Origin of the sequence: Aeribacillus sp. FSL K6-1305 (assembly GCF_038050115.1) — a bacterium.
Classification (GTDB): domain Bacteria; phylum Bacillota; class Bacilli; order Bacillales; family Aeribacillaceae; genus Aeribacillus; species Aeribacillus composti.
This window is the reverse complement of record NZ_JBBOQV010000001.1, coordinates 1,026,044-1,045,310: the sequence shown is the minus strand read 5'-3', so window position 1 is coordinate 1,045,310 and position 19,267 is coordinate 1,026,044. Positions and strand designations below refer to the sequence as shown.

Genomic DNA, 19,267 nt, shown 5'->3' with positions numbered 1-19,267 from the left:
ATTTTGCTAGGAGGAAGTATCATGTCAGCAAGAGATTTATCGGTTATAGTAGCTGTCATTTTAATTGTTGCCATGCTTATCATCCCGCTGCCTTCATGGCTGCTGAGCATATTGATTATCATTAATATATCTCTTGCCTTGCTCGTCCTCCTTACATCCATGAACATTGAAAAGCCTTTACAATTTTCAATCTTTCCTTCTCTTTTGCTTTTGTTAACGTTATATCGACTCGGCTTAAACGTTTCCACAACGCGTTCGATTTTAGCTAATGGAGAAGCGGGAACAGTCGTGGAAACGTTTGGAACTTTTGTTGTCGGTGGAAATATCCTTGTTGGTTTTGTCGTATTTATCATTTTAGTTATTATTCAATTTGTTGTCATTACAAAAGGATCTGAACGGGTAGCAGAAGTGGCAGCCCGCTTTACGCTTGATGCCATGCCCGGTAAGCAGATGAGTATTGATGCAGACTTGAATGCGGGAATCATCTCGGAAGACGAGGCAAAAAAACGGAGAGAAACGATTGCAAGAGAAGCAGATTTTTATGGCGCAATGGACGGAGCAAGCAAATTTGTAAAAGGAGATGCTATTGCTGGTGTCATAATTGTGCTGATCAATATTATTTTCGGAATTATCATCGGCATGATCCAGCAGGGGCTTTCTTTTCAAGAAGCTGTTTCAAAATTCACGCTTCTTACAGTTGGAGATGGATTAGTCAGCCAAATTCCAGCTTTATTAATCTCAACGGCAACAGGGATTGTTGTCACGAGAGCTGCTTCTGACGGAAATTTAGGACAAGACATTACGAACCAGCTTTTAGCATTTCCAAAGCTGCTGTATGTTACCGCAGGAATCATCTTTATTTTAGGAATTGTTACTCCGATTGGTCCGATCGTAACAACTCCGATCGCTCTCATGTTTGCTTTCTTAGCATTTGCGATGAATCGTACGAAAAAACAAATTGAAAAAGACGAAGAGATTGTTGAAGAAGAAGTGGAAATGAACGAAGCGAAAAGTCCGGAGCAAGTGATGAATCTGTTATCGATGGATCCGATTGAATTTGAATTCGGATATGGTTTAATTCCTCTTGCTGATAGCGGACAAGGAGGAGACCTGTTGGATCGGATCGTAATGATCAGAAGGCAGCTTGCCGTAGAATTGGGCCTTGTCATTCCGGTCGTCCGAATACGGGATAATATCCAATTAAAGCCGAATGAATACCGATTAAAAATAAAAGGAAACGAAGCGGCGAAAGGTGAAATTATGCTCGATCATTATTTGGCGATGGCGCCAGGAATGGATAATGATTCGATTGAAGGGATTGACACAATTGAGCCTTCGTTTGGACTTCCTGCAAAATGGATCAGCGAACATTTAAAAGAACAAGCTGAATTGGCAGGATATACGGTCGTCGATCCTCCTAGCGTTGTTTCTACTCACATTACGGAAACGATCCGGAGGCATGCTCATGAATTGCTTGGACGACACGAAACAAAACAGCTTGTCGATCATTTAAAAGAAACATACCCGATATTAGTGGAAGAAGTTACGCCGAATCCACTTTCTATTGGAGATATTCAAAAGGTTTTGGCGAAACTGCTTAAAGAAAAAATTTCTATTCGAAATTTGCCGGTTATTTTTGAAACATTAGCTGACTATGCCAAATTTACAACAGATCCGGAAATTTTAGCTGAATATGTAAGACAGTCGCTGGCAAAACAAATTACAAGCCAGTATGCAAAAGAAGGGGAGACATTGAAAGTCATTACTCTCTCCGCTCAAGTAGAAAAAGCCATTGCCGATGGCGTGCAGCAAACGGAACGAGGAACCTTTTTGTCATTGGAGCCGCATGTATCACAAAGGATTGTCGAAGCCATTGCAAAAAATGTGGAACAGCTGGCAATGGAAGAGCAAACGCCAATCTTGCTCTGCTCGCCTTCTGTCAGAATGTATGCACGGCAGCTGATCGAGCGATATTTGCCTGATGTACCCGTATTGTCATACAACGAACTTGAATCAAACATTGAAGTACAAAGTGTCGGAGTGGTGAATATTTAATGAAGATTAAAAAATTCAAAGCCCATACTATGCAAGAGGCGATGAAGACGATTCGCAGCCAACTCGGTCAAAATGCTGTCATCCTCAATTCGAAAGTCGTCTATACTGGTGGATTTCTAGGAATGTTTAAGAAAAAAATGATTGAAGTGGTGGCGGGCATTGACGAAGAAGATGAAATGATCAGCGGGTCCCAAAAAGAAAAAATAGAACATCAAACGGGCCAGCAATTAGAGATGGCTCCTGTACTGAATGAAATAAAAAAACTGAAGGATCTAGTTCAATCCATGTCCGTAAACAGTACTGTTATTCATCCTGACCTAAAAGAGATCGAACAAAAAATCGATTCGTTAGGTTTGCTGCAGCCGATTAAACAGGATGTGATCGCATCTATACTGGAAACGTATTTGATTCATCAAAAAAAGCTGACAAACGAACAGCTGGAATTTCAATTGAAGAAAGAGTTAAAAAAGAGAATTTCGGACATTCCTTTTCACGGCATTACTTTTTCAAAAAAATTTGTGAATGTTGTAGGACCAACCGGTGTTGGAAAAACGACGACATTGGCAAAGCTTGCCGCAATCTGCAAAATAAATTACAAGAAAAAAATCGGATTTCTTACGACGGACACTTATCGAATTGCTGCGATCGATCAATTAAAAACATATGCCGAAATTTTAAATGCCCCGCTTGAAGTTTGTTATAACTCATTTGATTTTCAGGAAGGGAAAAAGAAGCTGAATGACTGCGACATCGTTTTTATTGACACAGCGGGCCGGAACTTCCTTGAACAGCAATATGTGCAAGATTTAAGCGAAACCATTGACTTTCAGGATGAAATGGAAACATTTTTAGTATTTTCTTTAACTTCAAAATTTGAAGATATGGAAAAAGTTTATAACCAATTTTCTCATTTGCCGATTCATCAATTTATTTTTACTAAACATGACGAAACCTCCTCTTATGGAGCTATGTATAACATCGTCTACAAAACAAAGATTGGTGCCGGATATATGACTGACGGTCAAGATGTTCCAGACGACATTCATAAGCTGGATCATGAAACTTTTATTCAATATTTAATGGGGTAGCAGGATATGGATCAAGCAGAACAACTCAGAAAGATTATTCAACAAAACAAATATGCGGTGATAAAAGACTCTCCGCCTAACCGTCATGCAAAAACAGTGGCTGTGATTAGCGGAAAAGGGGGAGTCGGCAAATCGAATTTCGTTTTAAATTTCGCTTTAAACTTGATCAAAAAACGAAACGACCGTGTGCTGCTGGTAGATTGCGATATTGGGATGGCAAACATCGATCTTTTGCTGGGACAGCAGTATCAAGAAAGATCAATTGTCGATTTGCTGAAAAACCGCATTGGAATTGAACAAATTATCAAAAAAGGTCCTTTAAATTTGCAGTATTTGTCAGGAGGAATGAGCCTTTCCAATATTGTCACAATCGATGAAGCAGAGTTTCAATTTTTTCTTTACGAGCTTGAAAGAATAATAGAGAAATACGACACCATCTTATTTGATATGGGGGCAGGAATTTCGAAAGACAGCTTGAAATTTTTGCTTGCAGTGGACGAAATTATCGTCATTACGACGCCTGAACCGACATCGATTATGGACGCCTACAGTGCGATAAAGCTCATTCACCAGTTCGATCAAGAAAAGGTGATGAAAGTAGTTGTCAATCGATTCAAGAAAAACATTGAAGCGAAAGAAACATGGGAAAAAATTAGAACCACTGCAGAGCGTTTTTTACATAAAACAATTGATTTGCTCGGCAGTTTGCCGGAGGATGATCATGTACAGAAATCAGTCATGGAACAAATTCCGTTTATTTTGCGTTTTCCGAATGCTCCTATATCGAAAGCACTAGAAAATATAACAGAGATGTACTTAAATGGTAAAATAAAAAGAAAAGGATTTATTCATTCTCTTAGATCTTTGTTTTCAAGTAGGTGATGTTTTTGAGTCGTGTAAAGGTTTTGGTTATTGATGATTCGGCATTTATGAGAAAGTTGATTTCCGATTTGCTTTTAGAGAGTCCTTCCATCGATGTGATTGGTACAGCTAAAAATGGAAAAGAAGGAATTGAAAAGATCGCAGAGCTTGATCCTGATGTTGTGACGCTAGATATTGAAATGCCGGTTTTAAACGGGCTTGATACTTTGCAGATTATCATGGACAAGTTTCCAAGGCCAGTCATTATGCTTTCAAGTTCGACGAAAGAAGGAGCCGAAAACACGATAAAATCTTTAGCTTTCGGAGCGTTTGATTTTATCCCGAAACCTTCCGGCTCCATATCTCTTGACATATTTAAAGTGAAAGAAGAATTAATTGCAAAAGTTCTAGCAGCAAAACGGGCAAAAGAAAAAGTTCAGATGTTAAAAAAAGAGATCGACACATTTCCTCGAAAGGAGATGATGAAAGAAAAGAGCCATCGACAGCGAAAAAAATCTTTAATTGCCATTGGAACTTCTACTGGCGGACCGAGCACCCTTCAAAAAATCGTTCCATGCTTCCCGAAAAACCTGAATTCGCCGATTTTCATCGTACAGCATATGCCGCCAGGATTTACAAAATCGTTGGCTGAACGATTAAATGAAATGTCAAACATCGAAGTAAAAGAAGGCGAGCATCAAGAAATCGTCAGAAATGGGGTAGCATACATAGCGCCTGGAGGCAGCCATATGAAAGTAATAGAAAAACAAGGGAATTTATTCATTGAACTGGATCAATCGGAAAAAAAGAGAGGGCACAGACCTTCAGTAGATGTACTGTTTGAATCTTTATCGAATTTAAAATATTATCAAACGATTGCTTGTATTTTAACGGGAATGGGTTCTGACGGGACAAAAGGATTGAAAGCATTAAAAGAAAGGACAGATGCGACAGGGATCGCACAGTCCGAAAAAACCTCCATTATATTTGGGATGCCAAAATCCGCCATCCAAGCGAATGTGGTTGATTACGTGGAAGATTTAATGGAAATTCCGTATTTAATTCAAAAGCTGATCTAAATCCAAGGAGTGTGCTGCCATGGAAATGAATCAATATTTGGACATTTTTATTGAAGAAAGTAAAGAACATTTGCAGTCGTGCAACGAAAAGCTTTTGGAGCTTGAACAAAATCCGGATGATTTAGGAATTGTGAACGAAATTTTTCGCTCCGCCCATACATTAAAAGGAATGGGCGCAACGATGGGGTTTGAAGATTTAGCCGATTTAACACATAAAATAGAAAATGTGTTTGACGCCATTCGCAATCAAAAATTAGAAGTAACGCCTGAAATTATGGATGTCCTTTTTGAAGCATTGGAGAATTTGGAGGAAATTGTTTTATCGATTGCGGATGGAGGAGACGGCAAAAAAGATGTTTCGGCCATTGTGAAAAAACTGCAAGCGATTGAAAGCGGAGAACAAATTGAAGATGAGACAGCTGAAAATGAAACATCAAGAGAACAAGTGCAGGATGTGAAAAAACTGAAGTTTGATGAATATGACAGGACGGTCATTCTTCAATCAATTGAACAAGGATTTCAAGTATACGAAATCAACATTCGGCTTCGAGAAGACTGCATCTTAAAAGCAGCGAGAGCATTTATGGTTTTTGAATTGCTTGAGAAGCACGGGGAAGTGGTCAAATCATCGCCTTCTGTTGATTTACTCGAAGAAGAAAAGTTTGACAACAATTTTTCGGTTGCCTACATTACGAAGGAAGATAAGGACTTTATCCGGAACAGCCTATTGAAAATTTCAGAGGTTGAAGAAGTACTAGTTGAAAAAGTGAATGTAGAAAAGCCAAGTACTGAAAGAGTACAGCAGTCTGTTTCCAGCATACAATCTAATTCCAGCCAACAAACTGCTGCTAGCAAACAAACTACTGTTTCCAGCAAGCAAAGCCGTCAGCAGAAGGACAGCTCGAAAGACACTAGCCAAAAACAGAAGAAAAACCAGCAAAAGACGATCCGCGTCAACATTGAGCGCCTCGATATTTTAATGAACTTGTTTGAAGAATTAGTCATCGACAAAGGGCGTTTAGAGCAAATATCAAAAGAATTAAATCACTCGGAGCTGAAAGAAACGGTTGAGAAAATGTCCAGAGTTTCAGCTGATTTGCAAAACATTATTTTAAATATGCGCATGATTCCAATCGAAACCGTTTTTAACCGCTTCCCGAGAATGGTGAGAAATCTCGCCCGCGATTTAAATAAAAAAATCAATTTAGTTGTCACTGGCGCTGAAACCGAATTGGATCGGACCGTCATTGATGAAATTGGCGATCCGCTTGTGCATCTAATCCGAAATGCGATCGACCATGGGATTGAAACGCCTGAAACCCGCCTGAAATATGGCAAAAAAGAAGAAGGAACGCTGCGGCTCAGCGCATATCACAGCGGAAATCATGTCTTTATCGAAATCGAAGACGACGGTGCAGGAATCAATCAGAAAAAGGTATTGCAAAAAGCTATTGAGCGGGGAATCGTTACAAAAGAGGCAAGCGAAACATTAACGGAAAAACAAATTCATGAACTCATTTTCGCATCAGGCTTTTCAACGGCTGAAAAAATTTCAGATGTCTCTGGACGGGGTGTAGGGCTTGATGTAGTGAAAAATACAATCGAATCGCTCGGAGGAAGCATCACCATCGAGTCGGAAGAAGGAAAAGGATCTTTATTCTCGATCCAGCTCCCGCTGACATTAACGATTATTTCCGCCATGCTCATTGAAGTTGGAAATGAAAAATACGGTATTCCAATTTCGTCTATCATTGAATCCCTTGTTATTAAAAAAGAAGATATTTTACAGACACATCAAAACAAGGTGATTGATTATCGCGGAAAAATTGTACCTCTAGTGTTTTTAAAAGAAATTTTTGAAGTGGACGCCGAGGATGACCAAGATTATGTTTCAATCGTCGTTGTCAAAAAAGGAGATAAAATGGCTGGTTTAGTTGTCGATTCCTTCATCGGTCAGCAAGAGATTGTTTTGAAATCGTTAGGACAATATTTGACAAATGTATTCGCCATCTCAGGTGCCACAATTTTAGGAGACGGTCAAGTTGCATTGATCGTTGATTGTAATGCATTAATCCGGTAATGCTTGATGGAAGGGGAAGATGAGAATGGCAAATAGTGTATTTAATGAACAGAAGGTCATAGTTTTTCAGCTGCAAGACAAAGAATACGGGGTTTTTGTACAAAATGTGAAATCGATTGAAAAAGTTGACCATATCACCCGCGTTCCGAAAACAGCTGACTATATAAAAGGAGTCATCAATTTGCGCGGTGTTGTCACTCCGATCATAGATTTAAGAAAAAGATTGAATATGCCGGAAAAAGAAATAACAGATCAGACGAGAGTGATTATAGCTGTTCAAAATGAAATGGAAGTTGGATTGATTGTTGATTCTGCCAATGATGTCGTCGATATATCTGAAGACAGTATTGAACCTGCTCCAAGTGTCATCGAACAAGTAGAAACCGAGTTTATAAAAGGAATTACAAAATTGGATAAACGGCTGATTATGCTCCTTGACCTTGAAAAAGTGCTGAGCAAAGAAAATCAGAGGGTAATAGAGCATGAGCAAGTTGTTTGATTTATCAAACAAAAGGATCGATATATTAAAGGAAATTGCCAATATCGGAGCGGGAAATGCCGCAACGAGTCTGTCCCAACTTCTTAATAAAAAAATTGAAATGAAAGTTCCGAACGTTTATGTCGCCTCTTTTAACGATGTGATGGATTTAGCAGGCGGTGCGGAAACAGAGGTTACGGCTGTATACATCCGCATTCAAGAGGATATAACTGGATCGATGTTTTTCATTTTGCCGATCCCGCAGGCTAAAAAATATGCAAAAGCATTAATGAATGATTATGTTCTTCAGGATGCTTCAACTATGAAAGAAATGGAATGCTCTGTTTTGCAGGAGCTCGGCAACATCCTAATTGGATCCTATTTATCTGTTTTATCGAACATGACCAATTTGATGGTTAATCCGTCCGTTCCTGCCATCCAATGTGATATGTTCGGCGCGATTATCAGTCATGCTCTGATCGAGCTTTCGCTTGAAAGTGATGAAGCACTTGTCATCGATGCTGTTATAAAAGAAGAAGGGCATCAAGATTCCGAATTAATAAGAGGGCATATTTTCTTTCTGCCCGACTCACAGTCATATAAAAAAATTTTTGACATATTAGAGGTTTAGTGAAATGGGGCATTTTGAAAATGTTGTAAAAGTCGGTATTTCGGAAATGAATGTTGTGAAAGCTCCGTGGAAAATTCGAACAACTGGATTAGGATCTTGCGTCGGACTCGTCATCTATGATGATGTAAATAAATTGGCAGGACTTGCTCATATAATGCTGCCTGATTCTTCGCTTTCAAACAAGGAGCCTTTAAATTGTGCAAAATATGCGGATACGGCTGTAACAGAATTAATTCGTCTTTTAAAAAACTATGGAGGAAACATCATGTTTTTTAAAGCGAAAATAGCTGGAGGAGCTGAAATGTTTCCGCATCGGCCATCTTCCAAAATCATGCGAATAGGTCCGAGAAATGTTGAAGCGGTCAAACAGCATTTGTTGAGCAGTAATATCCCTATCGTTAGCGAAGATGTTGGCGGTAAAAATGGAAGAACCATTGAATTTGATACGAATTCATTCATTTTGACGATTCGCACCGTCAATCTTGGAGTGAAGCAAATATAGCCGGAGATTGACATTTTAGAAGGAGGAAAAAGGCAATGGTCCAATCGATGACACTGAATGATGAAAGGGTGTACTGGGACAAGTGGTTTCGTCACCGTGATCAAGATGCGGGCAACATGCTCGTCAAAAAATATATGCCGCTTGTCCGCTATCATGTCAGTCGTATTTCAGTGGGTCTTCCAAAAAATGTCGATAAAGATGATTTAATAAGTTTTGGATTGATGGGATTATATGATGCACTGGAAAAATTTGACCCTACACGGGATTTAAAATTCGATACGTATGCATCCTTCCGCATACGCGGAGCCATTCTTGACGGGCTAAGGAAAGAAGATTGGCTTCCAAGAAGTTTTCGGGAAAAAGCAAAAAAAGTGGAAGCAGCCATTGAGCGGTTGGAGCAAAAATATCATCGCAATGTGACGCCTAATGAAGTTGCAGAAGAGTTGGGTATGACACCCGAAGAAGTCGTTCATGTCGTCAATGAAAACTTTTTTGCCAATGTCTTGTCAATTGATGAACAATTGCATGACCAAGAAGAAGGGGAACAGATGAACATTGTCCTTAAGGATGATAAAACATTAACTCCGGAAGAGCATCTGTTAAAAGAGGAATTATTTGAGCATTTAACAAAATTGATCTCACAATTAAACGATAAGGAGCAGCTCGTATTAAGCTTGTTTTATAAAGAAGAGCTGACATTAACAGAGATAGGAAACGTGCTGAATTTGTCCACTTCGAGAATTTCGCAAATTCATTCGAAAGCATTATATAAATTAAAAGGAACGCTCGTTAAGCTTTTATCTTAAAAAGAATACAATTAAATGAGGTTGAAACATGGCGGTATTTCTTTTACTGAGCTTTGTTTTGCACATCGTTTCGTTTTACTTTATCATTCTCCTTTATACTCGCTATCAAAATGTAAAAAAAATAGAAGAAAAGCAGGAACAATTATTAAAAGAAGCAGAAGATTCGCTCGCGATGTTTTTATTGGAATTAAAAGAAGAAAACAAACAATTTCTTGAACAGCTCGAGCAAAACAGCGCCAAGCCCGGTTCTTTTGATCTCGAAAAATTAGTTACGCAGCTGGAAGACAAGGTGGAAGTGAGCACAATCCAGAAAGACACGAGCGCGGATGTAGAGCCTATCGACAAGGATGCAGAGCTTATAGAAGAGCCTAAAGATAAAAGAAAAAATTTGCATAAACAAGTATTCCAATTATTAGAGAAAGGATATACTATAGACGAAATCGCACAAACATTACATGTCGGCAAAACAGAAATTGAACTCGTCATGAAATTTCAACAAAACGATTGAATTCTTTCTTGATTGCCAAACTTCCATATGTTATATTTGTTTTTGGTGCTAATACACACGTCTGTTGATTTAAGCATCGGTGCTGTTTTGTGCAGTCATGCTTAAAAATGAAGCGGGCGGAGGATGAAAAACCATTAGGAGGAATGAAAATGTCAGTTATTTCAATGAAACAATTATTAGAAGCTGGTGTTCATTTCGGTCATCAAACACGCCGTTGGAATCCGAAAATGAAACGCTATATTTTCACTGAACGGAACGGAATTTACATCATTGACCTTCAAAAAACAGTAAAAAAAGTTGAGGAAGCGTATCAATTTGCAAGAGAGTTAGCTGCAAATGGAGGCAACATTTTATTCGTTGGTACGAAGAAGCAGGCGCAGGAATCTGTTAAAGAAGAAGCAGAACGCGCAGGAATGTTTTACGTCAATCAGCGCTGGCTGGGAGGAACATTAACGAACTTTGCTACAATTCAAAAACGAATTGCTCGTTTAAAAGAAATTGAAAAAATGCAAGAAGACGGCACATTTGATGTATTGCCGAAAAAAGAAGTAGTTCGTTTGAAAAAAGAATTGGAACGCCTTGAGAAATTTTTAGGCGGCATTAAGGAAATGAAACAGCTGCCTGATGCTGTTTATATTATCGATCCTCGCAAAGAGCGCATCGCTGTATCGGAAGCTCGCAAATTAAATATTCCGATTATCGGCATCGTTGACACAAACTGCGATCCGGATGAGATCGATTATGTAATCCCTGCAAATGATGATGCAATCCGCGCCGTCAAATTGTTAACTTCCAAAATAGCAGATGCTGTTTTAGAAGGCAAACAAGGCGAAGAAACTACAACTGCCTAAATGACAAAAGGTGATAAGAGGGGATTTTAGCCTTTTATCACCTTTTTTAAGCATACGAATTGAAGGAGGAACTTTTATGGCAATTACTGCTCAAATGGTAAAAGAGCTTCGGGAAAAAACCGGTGCAGGCATGATGGACTGCAAAAAGGCATTGACTGAAACAAATGGTGATATGGACAAAGCAATAGATTATCTTCGTGAAAAAGGCATAGCGAAAGCTGCGAAAAAAGCTGACCGAATCGCTGCAGAAGGCTTGACATTGATCAAAACTGACGGCAATACAGCTGTTATTTTGGAAGTGAATTCCGAAACAGACTTCGTTGCCAAAAATGATTCTTTTAAACAATTAATTGAAGATTTGGCTAAACACTTGCTGGCAAGCAAACCAGCTGATTTAAAAGACGCATTGGCTTCCAAAATGGAAAACGGTTCAACAGTGGAAGAATACATCCATGCTGCTATTGCTAAAATTGGCGAAAACATTACATTACGCCGTTTTGAAGTTGTCGAGAAAAATGATCAAGATGTCTTCGGCGCTTACTTGCACATGGGCGGACGCATTGCAGTATTAACGGTGCTTGAAGGCACAAATGATGAATCTGCTGCAAAAGATGTAGCAATGCATATCGCAGCGGTTAATCCGCGTTATATTTCTCGTGAAGATGTTCCTCAGGCTGAAGTGGAGCACGAACGCGAAGTTCTTAAAAAACAAGCTCTTCAAGAAGGAAAACCTGCAAACATTGTAGAAAAAATGGTTGAAGGCCGCCTCGGCAAATTTTTTGAGGAAATTTGCCTTTTAGAGCAAAATTTTGTAAAAAATCCTGATCAAAAAGTACGCGATTTCGTCAAAGCACAAAACGCAAACGTAAAAGCGTTTGTTCGCTATGAAGTTGGAGAAGGAATTGAAAAGCGTCAAGAAAATTTTGCTGAAGAAGTTATGAATCAAATTAAGAAATAAAAGTCATGAAAATGTTAAGAAGGGAACACAAGCGAGTGTTCCCTCTTTTTGAAAACCCTTTGTTTCAACTTTTCTATATATAGCGTCAAGAAATAGCTTGGAGGTTAATATGAGTACGCCAAAATATCATCGTATCGTGCTGAAATTAAGTGGAGAGGCGCTTGCTGGAGCTCAAGGCTTTGGAATTAATCCTTCCGTCATACAGTCAATTGCCAGACAAGTAAAGGAAATTGCTGAAATGGGTGTAGAAGTCGCAGTAGTTGTTGGCGGCGGAAACATTTGGAGAGGCAAAATCGGCAGCGAGATGGGGATGGATCGGGCAACAGCAGACTATATGGGAATGCTGGCGACTGTTATGAATTCTTTAGCTTTACAAGATAGTTTGGAAGGACTTGGCATTCCTACCCGAGTGCAAACTTCAATTGAAATGCGACAAGTCGCAGAACCGTACATAAGAAGAAAAGCCATTCGCCATTTGGAGAAGAAAAGAGTAGTCATTTTCGCAGCAGGAACAGGAAATCCTTATTTCTCAACAGACACAACGGCTGCGTTAAGAGCCGCTGAAATCGAAGCAGATGTCATTTTAATGGCGAAAAATAATGTAGATGGTGTATATAGCGCAGATCCAAAAAAAGACGCCTCAGCGGTAAAATATGATGAGTTATCTTATTTAGATTTATTAAAAGACGGGTTGGCTGTCATGGATTCAACAGCTTCTTCATTATGCATGGACAATAATATTCCTTTAATTGTTTTCTCGATTATGGAAGAAGGCAACATTAAACGTGCTGTTTTAGGAGAAAATATTGGAACAATTGTAAGGGGGAAATAAACATGTCTAAACAAGTTCTTTCACAAGCGAAAGAAAAAATGGAAAAAGCTTTATCAGCTTTCAAACGTGAATTAGCAGGTGTTCGTGCAGGCCGGGCAAACGCGTCTTTGCTTGATAAAATTCAGGTCGACTATTACGGAGTTCCAACTCCTGTAAATCAATTGGCATCGATTTCTGCGCCAGAAGCACGTTTGCTTGTTGTTCAGCCTTATGACAAATCGACAATCGGTGAGGTTGAAAAAGCGATTTTAAAATCTGATCTTGGATTAACGCCGACATCGGACGGATCCGTCATCCGCATTGCCATTCCTCCATTGACGGAAGAGCGAAGAAAAGAACTGACAAAAGTAGTTCGCAAATATTCAGAGGATGCAAAAGTTGCTGTGCGAAACATTCGCAGAGATGCAAATGATGAATTAAAAAAATTAGAAAAAGCGGGCGACATTACAGAAGATGAACTGCGCGGTTTTCAAGATGATGTACAAAAACTGACGGACGAATACATTAAAAAAATTGATTCCGCAACAAAAGAAAAAGAAAAAGAAATCATGGAAGTTTAAACAAAATGAATGTACAATAGAAATGTGCTAAAAACCCTCTTTTCTCACAGGGGGTTTTTTTGTTCAAGAGGATTTGCTACATTTTTTAATGTCATATTATTCTCGGTGGAGGATTCTTATGTTTAATTTTCCTTATAAAAAAAAGAGCAGCAAAGGTTCCAAAAACTTGGTGGCGAAAGAAAACATTTTAGTAAATGAAATACCGGAACATGTGGCCATCATCATGGACGGAAACGGAAGATGGGCGAAAAAAAGATCGCTGCCTAGGATGGCCGGCCATCGAGAAGGAATGAAAGTAGTTAAAAAAATTACGAAATTAGCGAGCGATATCGGCATCAAAGTTTTGACCTTATATGCGTTTTCAACAGAAAATTGGAAAAGGCCAAAAGATGAGGTTAATTATTTAATGCGCCTTCCGGTCGAATTTTTATCGACTTTTTTGCCGGAATTAATACAGGAAAACGTGCAAGTTCGGGTTATCGGCGATCAATCTATGCTCCCCGATTATACGGTAAATGCTGTGAAGAAAGCTGTGAATGAAACGAAGCAAAACACCGGGCTGATTTTAAATTTTGCGTTGAACTATGGCAGCAGAACAGAAATTGTTGAAGCAGTAAAAAAAATATTAAGAGACCGCGAAGATGGAAAACTACATATAGATGACATAGATGAACAATTGTTTTCCAACTATTTAATGACGAAAAAGCTCAAAGATCCTGACCTGTTAATTCGGACAAGCGGAGAAATTCGGCTAAGCAACTTTATGCTCTGGCAGCTGGCTTATACTGAATTTTGGTTTACGGATGTGCTCTGGCCGGATTTTAATGAACACCATTTTTTGGAGGCAATCCGCGAATATCAGCAGAGAATCCGCAGATTCGGCGGCGTATAGAAGGAGCTAAAAAAAATGAAAACACGAATCATTACAGCAATTTGTGCTTTAGCCTTATTTGTACCAATTGTCATTATTGGCGGACTTCCGCTGACAATTGCTATTTATGTGCTCGCATCAGTTGGATTGTTTGAATTATTTAGAATGAAACGATTTCATTTATTTTCATTTCCAGTTTTGTTCAGCTTTATCCTTTTATGGATTTTAATTTTCCCAAACCGTTATATTGATTTGCTTCATCAAATACATATAAGTAAAACTGGCTTTCTTTTTTTTGGCGCGATCCTGTTATTGATCTATACAGTGTTTTCAAAAAACCAATTTTCTTTTGATGACGTTGGATTTGCGCTCATTGCGATCATATATGTGGGAGTCGGATTTTATTTTTTTATTGAAATGAGAGTGTTAGGTCTAGACAAGCTTTTGTTTGCTCTGCTAACGATTTGGGCGACTGATTCAGGCGCTTACTTTATCGGCCGAGCCTTCGGAAAGAAAAAACTATCAGCTGAAATCAGCCCTAATAAAACAGTCGAAGGATTTTTCGGAGGGATTTTCTCGGCAATTTTGGTTGGATTAATTTTCCACTATTTTGCAAATTTTTTACCGACATATGTTCAAACCGTTTTTGTGTCCGTCATTGTTTCTATTGTTGGACAAATGGGGGATTTAGTACAGTCCGCTTTTAAACGCCATTACGGCACAAAGGATTCCGGAACGATTTTTCCAGGCCACGGGGGAGTTCTTGACCGTTTTGACAGCTTGATTTTTATTATGCCGATTTTATATTTCTTCATCCAATTGATCAGTAGACAAGGGGTGACAATGTGAAAAAAATTATTTTGCTGGGTGCGACAGGATCTATTGGGCAGCAAACTCTCGATGTGATTCGAGCAAATCCGGATTCATTCAGGCTAGTTGCGATGTCATTTGGAGAAAATATCGAACTTGGATTGAAGGCTGTTCATGAATTTAAACCAGAGCTTGTTGCTGTCAAAAATCGTGAAATTTATGATCAAATTCGTTTGAACATCCCTTCTAACTGTCAGCTTACATACGGACATGACGGGCTGTGTGAAACGGCTGCTTATCATAAAGGCGAGATAGTAGTGAATGCGGTCATTGGGAGCGTCGGGCTTATTCCAACACTAAAAGCGATCGAAGCGAAAAAAACGGTCGCTTTAGCGAATAAGGAAACACTTGTTACAGCTGGACAAATTGTGACCGACTATGCTCGAAAACACAATGTGCAAATTCTTCCTGTGGACAGTGAACATTCCGCGATTTTCCAATGCTTGAACGGGGAAAAAAAGGAAAGCGTCGAACGGCTTATTTTAACGGCTTCAGGAGGAAGCTTTCGGGATAAATCGCGAAATGAATTAAAGCATGTTACAGTTAAGGAAGCGTTAAACCATCCGAACTGGTCAATGGGCGCAAAAATAACGATCGATTCTGCGACGATGATGAACAAAGGGCTTGAAGTCATTGAAGCACATTGGCTGTTTTCTGTTTCATACGACCAAATTGATGTGCTGCTGCATAAAGAAAGCGTCATTCACTCGATGGTCGAATTTCATGATGGCAGCATCATAGCGCAGCTTGGAACTCCTGATATGAAAATACCGATTCAATATGCGCTTACATATCCAAATAGAATTCCTTCTTATGAAAGCGAAAGATTGGATTTAACAAAATATGGACAGCTTCATTTTGAAAAAATTGATTTTGATCGATACCGTTGCTTAAAATTTGCTTTTGATTCGGGTAAAATAGGAGGTACAATGCCTGCTGTTTTAAACGCAGCGAACGAAGTGGCAGTCAATGCTTTTTTGGAAGATAAAATTCCGTTTTTAAAGATAGAAGAACTTGTGGAAAGGGCATTAGAAGAACATGCTCCGCTTTTCAATCCGACCTTGGAGGATATACAAGAAGCGGATGGAAGGACAAGACAGTTTGTTCAATCTTTAATTAATTAGAGGTGGTTAAATAAGTGAACACGGTGATCGCATTTGTCGTTATTTTTGGCGTATTGGTGTTTTTCCACGAATTAGGGCACTTAGTTATGGCGAAAAGGGCAGGCATTTTATGCCGTGAATTTGCAATCGGCTTTGGGCCGAAAATTTTGTCGTTTAAACGAAAAGAAACGGTCTATACGATCAGGCTTTTGCCTATCGGCGGCTTCGTGCGCATGGCGGGGGAAGACCCGGAGATGATTGAGGTCAAACCTGGCTATCAGGTTGGACTATTGTTTAATCAGAAAGGACAAGTTGAAAAAATTATTTTAAACAGAAAAGAAAAGTATCCTAATGCAAAAGTGATTGAAGTTGAACAAGCAGATTTGGAACATGGAATGTTTATCACAGGCTATGAAGATGGAGAAGACAGCGGTCTAAAAAGGTTTGAAGTAAGCGAAACATCCTTTTATGTAGTTGACGGTGAAGAAATTCAAATTGCACCTTATAACAGGCAATTTGCTTCAAAAACGCTCGTTCAAAGAACGCTCGCCATTGCTGCCGGACCTTTTATGAATTTTCTATTAGGGTTTTTAGTTTTGTTTTACCTCGGCTTAAGCCAAGGAGTGCCCGTGAATGAACCGGTTTTAGGAGAAATCGTCCCTGACAGCGCGGCTGAACAAGCAGGATTACGGGAAGGCGATGTTGTAAAAGAAATAGAAGGAACGCCGATGAATTCGTGGAAAGATGTCGTTGAAATGATCAGAGCAAATCCGGAGAATGAGCTTCTTTTTTCAATTGAACGTTCCGGAGAAGAATTGGAAATGACGGTAACGCCGGATTCTGTGAAATCCGAAAACAAAACGATCGGCCAAATAGGAGTTTATTCCCCGGTTGAAAAAACATTTTTCGGTTCTTTGAAATATGGCTTAGTTGAGACCTATACATGGTCGAAAGAAATAATATTTGCGGTTGGGAAGCTGATAACCGGACAATTTTCAATTGATATGCTCTCTGGACCTGTCGGCATATATGATATGACAGGAAAAGTTGCAGAAACAGGCTTGACAAGCCTATTAAGCTGGACGGCTCTCTTAAGCATTAACCTTGGCATTATGAACTTGCTTCCAATTCCAGCTCTAGATGGAGGACGCTTATTGTTTTTTGCCATTGAAGCGGTCCGGGGAAAACCGATTGATCGACAAAAAGAAGGGATCGTCCACTTTATCGGATTTGCACTTCTAATGCTGTTAATGCTCGTTGTGACATGGAATGACATCCAAAAGTTTTTCCTTTAAAAAATAATATAGAAATCAAATTCGAGGTGCTTTAAATGAAACAGAGTCAGTCATTTATACCCACAATGAGAGAAAATCCAGCAGATGCGGAAGTTAAAAGCCACCAGCTGCTGTTGCGTGCCGGATACATTCGGCAGACAGCTAGCGGTGTTTATTCGTATCTGCCTCTTGCTCATAGAGTGTTAACCAAAATTGAAAATATTATCAGAGAGGAAATGAACCGGATCGGAGCGGTGGAGCTGCTAATGCCGGCTTTGCAGCAAGCAGAACTTTGGCAGGAGTCTGGCCGCTGGTATTCATACGGATCAGAATTAATGAGATTGAAAGACCGTCATGAGCGTGATTTTGCTTTAGGTCCGACTCATGAAGAAGTTATAACAAGTTTGGTAAAAGATGAGATCAAATCTTATAAACGTCTGCCGCTCACCCTTTATCAAATTCAAACGAAGTTCCGGGATGAAAAGCGTCCGCGGTTCGGTCTTTTGCGGGGACGAGAGTTCATTATGAAAGATGCTTACTCTTTTCATGCTACACAGGAAAGCTTAGATGAAGTGTACGAACAGGTACGAGAAGCATACAGCCGCATCTTTACTCGATGTGGGTTGAACTTTCGCGCAGTCATCGCTGATTCGGGAGCAATGGGCGGTAAAGATACTCATGAATTTATGGTGCTTTCGGAAATCGGAGAAGATACGATCGCATATTCTGATTCGTCCGATTATGCAGCAAATATTGAAATGGCTCCGGTAGTTGCATCTTATGAAAAGGTTGACGAACCGCTCATAGAGCTTGAAAAAAAAGAAACGCCAAACAAAAAATCCATTGAAGAAGTGGCGCAGTTTTTCCAAGTTCCGAAGGAAAAATTAATAAAATCCGTTTTATTTAAAGTAGATGAAAAGTTCGTTCTTGTTCTTGTCCGCGGTGATCATGAGGTCAATGACGTGAAACTGAAAAACCTTTATCAGGCATCAGTTGTTGAACTTGCTTCAGCTGAAGAAACAGAGCAGGTAATGGGAGTTTCACCCGGATTTTTAGGACCGATCGGCGCATCCGACAAAGTGGAAATTGTCGCAGATTATGCAGTTCAAGCAGTCGTAAATGGAATATGCGGGGCAAATGAAAACGATTTGCACTATATCGGAGTAAACCCTGATCGGGATTTTACCGTTACCAAGTATGAAGATATAAGATTTATTCAGGAAGGGGACCCTTCGCCGGACGGAAAGGGACGGATCAAGTTCGCGAAAGGCATTGAAGTCGGCCACGTCTTTAAGCTTGGCACAAGATACAGTGAAGCGATGAAGGCAGAATTTTTAGATGAAAAGGGAAAAACAAACCCTATCATCATGGGATGCTATGGTATCGGTGTTTCACGCTTACTGTCTGCGGTGGTCGAGCAATTTCATGATGAAAATGGAATTATTTGGCCTAATAAATTAGCTCCGTTTGAAGTCCACCTTATTCCGGTTAATATGAAAAACGAAGAACAAGTCAAGGTTGCAGAGCAAATTTATCACGATTTGCAGGCGAAAGGATACGAAGTCCTTTATGATGATCGTGCTGAACGGGCGGGTGTGAAATTTGCTGACAGTGATTTAATTGGCATTCCTGTCAGAATAACGGTCGGAAAAAGAGCTGGTGAAGGGATTGTAGAAGTGAAAGAAAGAAAAAGCGGAAATAGTATAGAAGTTTCTGTTGATCAGCTAAAAGAGCAGCTTGCCAAACTTCTCCGCTAATGAAGCTGGATGCCGCAGATGAAGCTGGCATAGGTAAAGAGTAGGGGGTCTTGCCTTTATGATAATTTGTCAAACGGGTCAAGCCCCCTATTAACTTTTTGGG

General features: G+C 39.6%; 19 protein-coding genes. All 19 read left to right on the top strand.

All coding sequences use genetic code 11. The features are described 5' to 3' along the window. The first annotated feature begins 21 nt into the window (after nt 1–21). The 19 genes from flhA (at nt 22) to NST97_RS04770 (ending at nt 19,164) form a co-directional block, all read left to right on the top strand. Nucleotides 22–2,055 (top strand): flagellar biosynthesis protein FlhA, encoded by a 2,034-nt coding sequence (flhA, locus tag NST97_RS04860; protein ID WP_066246489.1) that lies wholly within the window; start codon nt 22–24, stop codon nt 2,053–2,055. After that, nucleotides 2,055–3,143, top strand: coding sequence for a flagellar biosynthesis protein FlhF (gene flhF, locus NST97_RS04855; protein ID WP_130156286.1), 1,089 nt, complete (start codon nt 2,055–2,057; stop codon nt 3,141–3,143). Before flhA ends, flhF begins: the two co-directional genes overlap by 1 nt. A gap of 6 nt (nt 3,144–3,149) precedes the next feature. Further along, nucleotides 3,150–4,025 carry a MinD/ParA family protein gene (locus tag NST97_RS04850; protein ID WP_066246485.1) on the top strand — a complete coding sequence of 292 codons (876 nt, stop codon included), beginning with the start codon at nt 3,150–3,152 and terminating at the stop codon, nt 4,023–4,025. 5 nt (nt 4,026–4,030) lie between these two features. Further along, nucleotides 4,031–5,083: a protein-glutamate methylesterase/protein-glutamine glutaminase gene (locus tag NST97_RS04845; RefSeq protein WP_063386683.1), complete on the top strand. Its 1,053-nt coding sequence runs from the start codon at nt 4,031–4,033 to the stop codon at nt 5,081–5,083. A 19-nt stretch (nt 5,084–5,102) separates the two neighbouring features. Next, nucleotides 5,103–7,163 carry a chemotaxis protein CheA gene (locus tag NST97_RS04840; protein ID WP_341342993.1) on the top strand — a complete coding sequence of 687 codons (2,061 nt, stop codon included), beginning with the start codon at nt 5,103–5,105 and terminating at the stop codon, nt 7,161–7,163. Between the two features lie 25 nt (nt 7,164–7,188). Then, nucleotides 7,189–7,662 (top strand): chemotaxis protein CheW, encoded by a 474-nt coding sequence (locus NST97_RS04835; RefSeq protein ID WP_063386685.1) that lies wholly within the window; start codon nt 7,189–7,191, stop codon nt 7,660–7,662. Further along, on the top strand, nt 7,646–8,272 hold the full coding sequence (locus NST97_RS04830; RefSeq protein WP_066246481.1) for a chemotaxis protein CheC: 627 nt from the start codon (nt 7,646–7,648) through the stop codon (nt 8,270–8,272). Before NST97_RS04835 ends, NST97_RS04830 begins: the two co-directional genes overlap by 17 nt. Nucleotides 8,273–8,276: 4 nt before the next feature. Further along, the gene (locus NST97_RS04825) at nt 8,277–8,774 is read left to right on the top strand and encodes a chemotaxis protein CheD (protein ID WP_063386687.1); all 498 of its coding nucleotides are present in this window, start codon (nt 8,277–8,279) and stop codon (nt 8,772–8,774) included. Nucleotides 8,775–8,809: 35 nt separating this feature from the next. Then, nucleotides 8,810–9,580, top strand: coding sequence for a FliA/WhiG family RNA polymerase sigma factor (locus NST97_RS04820; protein ID WP_063386688.1), 771 nt, complete (start codon nt 8,810–8,812; stop codon nt 9,578–9,580). Nucleotides 9,581–9,608: 28 nt separating this feature from the next. Further along, on the top strand, nt 9,609–10,088 hold the full coding sequence (locus NST97_RS04815) for a DUF6115 domain-containing protein (RefSeq protein WP_066246479.1): 480 nt from the start codon (nt 9,609–9,611) through the stop codon (nt 10,086–10,088). A gap of 149 nt (nt 10,089–10,237) precedes the next feature. Beyond that, a complete protein-coding gene (rpsB, locus tag NST97_RS04810; RefSeq protein ID WP_063386690.1) occupies nt 10,238–10,939 on the top strand; it encodes a 30S ribosomal protein S2 in 702 nt (233 codons plus the stop codon). Nucleotides 10,940–11,015: 76 nt separating this feature from the next. Then, entirely contained in the window at nt 11,016–11,897 is an 882-nt protein-coding gene (tsf, locus tag NST97_RS04805; RefSeq protein ID WP_063386691.1) for a translation elongation factor Ts, read from the top strand. A gap of 109 nt (nt 11,898–12,006) precedes the next feature. After that, complete coding sequence (gene pyrH, locus NST97_RS04800) at nt 12,007–12,729, top strand: UMP kinase (RefSeq protein WP_063386692.1); 723 nt, start codon at nt 12,007–12,009, stop codon at nt 12,727–12,729. Nucleotides 12,730–12,731: 2 nt separating this feature from the next. Then, entirely contained in the window at nt 12,732–13,289 is a 558-nt protein-coding gene (gene frr, locus NST97_RS04795) for a ribosome recycling factor (RefSeq protein ID WP_341342992.1), read from the top strand. Between the two features lie 118 nt (nt 13,290–13,407). Continuing rightward, complete coding sequence (locus NST97_RS04790) at nt 13,408–14,181, top strand: isoprenyl transferase (protein ID WP_063386694.1); 774 nt, start codon at nt 13,408–13,410, stop codon at nt 14,179–14,181. A gap of 15 nt (nt 14,182–14,196) precedes the next feature. Further along, nucleotides 14,197–15,009: a phosphatidate cytidylyltransferase gene (locus NST97_RS04785; protein WP_063386695.1), complete on the top strand. Its 813-nt coding sequence runs from the start codon at nt 14,197–14,199 to the stop codon at nt 15,007–15,009. Next, nucleotides 15,006–16,154 carry a 1-deoxy-D-xylulose-5-phosphate reductoisomerase gene (gene dxr / locus NST97_RS04780; protein WP_063386696.1) on the top strand — a complete coding sequence of 383 codons (1,149 nt, stop codon included), beginning with the start codon at nt 15,006–15,008 and terminating at the stop codon, nt 16,152–16,154. Before NST97_RS04785 ends, dxr begins: the two co-directional genes overlap by 4 nt. Nucleotides 16,155–16,168: 14 nt before the next feature. Then, nucleotides 16,169–17,428, top strand: coding sequence for an RIP metalloprotease RseP (gene rseP, locus NST97_RS04775; RefSeq protein ID WP_063386697.1), 1,260 nt, complete (start codon nt 16,169–16,171; stop codon nt 17,426–17,428). Nucleotides 17,429–17,463: 35 nt separating this feature from the next. After that, nucleotides 17,464–19,164 (top strand): proline--tRNA ligase, encoded by a 1,701-nt coding sequence (locus tag NST97_RS04770; protein WP_063386698.1) that lies wholly within the window; start codon nt 17,464–17,466, stop codon nt 19,162–19,164. Nucleotides 19,165–19,267 lie beyond the last annotated feature (103 nt).

Excerpts from the sequence above, each read along its gene's own strand:
- flhA (WP_066246489.1), top strand. The coding sequence starts at position 22 with ATGTCAGCAAGAGATTTATCGGTTATAGTAGCTGTCATTTTAATTGTT.
- flhF (WP_130156286.1), top strand. The coding sequence starts at position 2,055 with ATGAAGATTAAAAAATTCAAAGCCCATACTATGCAAGAGGCGATGAAG.
- NST97_RS04850 (WP_066246485.1), top strand. The coding sequence starts at position 3,150 with ATGGATCAAGCAGAACAACTCAGAAAGATTATTCAACAAAACAAATAT.
- NST97_RS04840 (WP_341342993.1), top strand. The coding sequence starts at position 5,103 with ATGGAAATGAATCAATATTTGGACATTTTTATTGAAGAAAGTAAAGAA.
- NST97_RS04835 (WP_063386685.1), top strand. The coding sequence starts at position 7,189 with ATGGCAAATAGTGTATTTAATGAACAGAAGGTCATAGTTTTTCAGCTG.
- NST97_RS04830 (WP_066246481.1), top strand. The coding sequence starts at position 7,646 with ATGAGCAAGTTGTTTGATTTATCAAACAAAAGGATCGATATATTAAAG.
- NST97_RS04825 (WP_063386687.1), top strand. The coding sequence starts at position 8,277 with ATGGGGCATTTTGAAAATGTTGTAAAAGTCGGTATTTCGGAAATGAAT.
- NST97_RS04820 (WP_063386688.1), top strand. The coding sequence starts at position 8,810 with ATGGTCCAATCGATGACACTGAATGATGAAAGGGTGTACTGGGACAAG.
- NST97_RS04815 (WP_066246479.1), top strand. The coding sequence starts at position 9,609 with ATGGCGGTATTTCTTTTACTGAGCTTTGTTTTGCACATCGTTTCGTTT.
- rpsB (WP_063386690.1), top strand. The coding sequence starts at position 10,238 with ATGTCAGTTATTTCAATGAAACAATTATTAGAAGCTGGTGTTCATTTC.
- tsf (WP_063386691.1), top strand. The coding sequence starts at position 11,016 with ATGGCAATTACTGCTCAAATGGTAAAAGAGCTTCGGGAAAAAACCGGT.
- pyrH (WP_063386692.1), top strand. The coding sequence starts at position 12,007 with ATGAGTACGCCAAAATATCATCGTATCGTGCTGAAATTAAGTGGAGAG.
- frr (WP_341342992.1), top strand. The coding sequence starts at position 12,732 with ATGTCTAAACAAGTTCTTTCACAAGCGAAAGAAAAAATGGAAAAAGCT.
- NST97_RS04790 (WP_063386694.1), top strand. The coding sequence starts at position 13,408 with ATGTTTAATTTTCCTTATAAAAAAAAGAGCAGCAAAGGTTCCAAAAAC.
- NST97_RS04785 (WP_063386695.1), top strand. The coding sequence starts at position 14,197 with ATGAAAACACGAATCATTACAGCAATTTGTGCTTTAGCCTTATTTGTA.
- NST97_RS04770 (WP_063386698.1), top strand. The coding sequence starts at position 17,464 with ATGAAACAGAGTCAGTCATTTATACCCACAATGAGAGAAAATCCAGCA.